The 1,980-nt window shown below is 39.5% G+C and carries 3 protein-coding genes; all 3 read right to left on the bottom strand.

Annotated elements, in window-relative coordinates; all coding sequences use genetic code 11:
* Positions 1–419: pseudouridine synthase (locus FCV43_RS20070; protein ID WP_240697203.1), on the bottom strand; the 419-nt coding region annotated here is incomplete at its 3' end.
* Positions 420–637: 218 nt separating this feature from the next.
* The gene (locus FCV43_RS20065) at positions 638–1,138 is read right to left on the bottom strand and encodes a HEPN domain-containing protein (protein ID WP_170961705.1); all 501 of its coding nucleotides are present in this window, start codon (positions 1,136–1,138) and stop codon (positions 638–640) included.
* 196 nt (positions 1,139–1,334) lie between these two features.
* Positions 1,335–1,931 (bottom strand): class I SAM-dependent methyltransferase, encoded by a 597-nt coding sequence (locus FCV43_RS20060; RefSeq protein WP_113795352.1) that lies wholly within the window; start codon positions 1,929–1,931, stop codon positions 1,335–1,337.
* Positions 1,932–1,980: the final 49 nt, after the last annotated feature.

The raw sequence follows: 1,980 nt of genomic DNA, 5'->3' as shown, positions 1-1,980 counted from the left end.
GAAATTGGACGAGATAAACCCACACGATAAACTTTGCGACATTCTTTCGTTGGTGTCGTGATATTAAACGACCAACGTCCATCGTCAGTAATTAACACCATACCTGTTGTATCTGCATCCAAACGACCCGCTATGTGAAGCTCCGAAACGTTATCAACGTTTAAATAATTGAACAGAGATGGATAAACCTCATCAATATTAGAGCAAATAGTGCCCGCAGGCTTATGCATGAGAATATAGCGGAAATCACGAGCTTTTAACTTAACACCGTTCAACAATATCGTATTATTTTCATGAACTTGAGTTGCCTCATTCATTGCAACATCGTCATTGACCATAACCCGGCCAGAATTAATCTGTTGGATAGCTTCGGTTTTTGTTAACTCAGTGCTTTTACACACAAATTTATCAAGGCGCATTATCAGCAACATTTAGAGTAAGAAGAGCCCGATATTATCCTTTCTCACTGCAAATAAGCAACAATCGACTGATAAACAGGTGATTTATGAGCCTTTGTGTATAACGCCCAATTAAGGTGTGAAGCACGCAACCACTACACTTAATTTGAGCACCGTAAACACTGAATTTAACCCAAACCAAAAATGCCAAGCGTGCTGAATCACTCTTAAATTGTTTGTTAGGCTTTTGAATTATACAAGTCTAGGATCGCGCTTAAAGCTAACTGCAACTCAACTTCATCACGATGCAACTCTTCAGCTTTATCAAGATACCGCCACATTACAAAATCAGCTTTATGCCGTTCAAGTAGCTCTATCATCGTAAACTTCGTAACCTGTTGTTCTTCTTTAAAAATACGTTGAATTTCATCTTGCATTTTAGTTGATAACTTACCATAAAGCTTTACTAGATTATGTATATGACCTGGGTCTATACCTTCTTTTATTAATAGGGCTTTTAATGCTAATTCCACTGAAAATGGAATTAGAAAATTAAGCACATAATCGCTACCAGTTGATAGAGTTCCTAAACCAGAGTCACCAGCCACACTTTTACAATTTCCAATCAATGTATTTGTAGTTGAGCCGCCAGTTTCAATATCTTTAACCATTTTTTGTAGCGCAAAGGTAACCCATTGCAGACTAAGTGCCTGCCCATGCCTTAAATCCTGCTCACTCATATTACATCCCTTAAAATAAAGTACGACGCACTTTATCATAACAGCAAGTATAGTGATGTGAGTATGCGCAAAAAGCCTAACGCCGCGTTAAGTGGTGAGCAACGCCCACCACCCTGCCTAAACCATTATGACATAAACACTTAAACCGAAGAAAACCGGAAATGCCAAGCGTTGGGAATCCGTCTTAAACGCTTTGTTATGTACGTTTCACCGCGACCACGGAATATGTATGCCAATGCTTCATTCTACCCAATGAAGTTTTCGATTTCTCATCACGTTCAACAAACCTGACTATTTCGAAATCTGAGAAAAAAACCTTTACCTCTGATTCCGATAAAGGTGTTGTTGGGCTGCGATAGTTGTTAGCCCAACTATCTTTGAAACCCATGAAGTCACCCGCAAATACCCCACCGACTTCAATTGAAGACTTAATTTTGCTCCAAGTCGATTCAAATTGGTTTGGGTCAGCGAAGAACAAACTAGAGTTTGCGATAACTACACCAGACTTTGGATAGTCGAAAGACTCAAACGAAGACTCTGCGATATCCACTAATGACTTTGACCCAAACCTGTCTCTACAAATAGCGACCGAATCAGGATTAATATCGAAGCCATGAACTTGAAAACCCTGTTGCTCTAGGTATTCGATATCACTGCCTGTTCCACAACCACAGTCAGTGGCTACTTTGAGGTTTGATTCATTGAGTCGAACAGCAAATTCAGTACGTTTTGAATGTGTTCGAGATAGTGCCTTTTCGTAGTACTGACGCCAAAATTCAGTGTTTTCATCCATAAGTTTCTGATTTTCCTTAAAAGTACATAACGCCCAATTAAGGTGCGAC

Source organism: Vibrio genomosp. F6 (assembly GCF_005146325.1).
GTDB lineage: Bacteria > Pseudomonadota > Gammaproteobacteria > Enterobacterales > Vibrionaceae > Vibrio > Vibrio cortegadensis.
The sequence above is the reverse complement of the archived record's forward strand: the minus strand, read 5'-3'. Positions and strand labels throughout refer to the sequence as shown.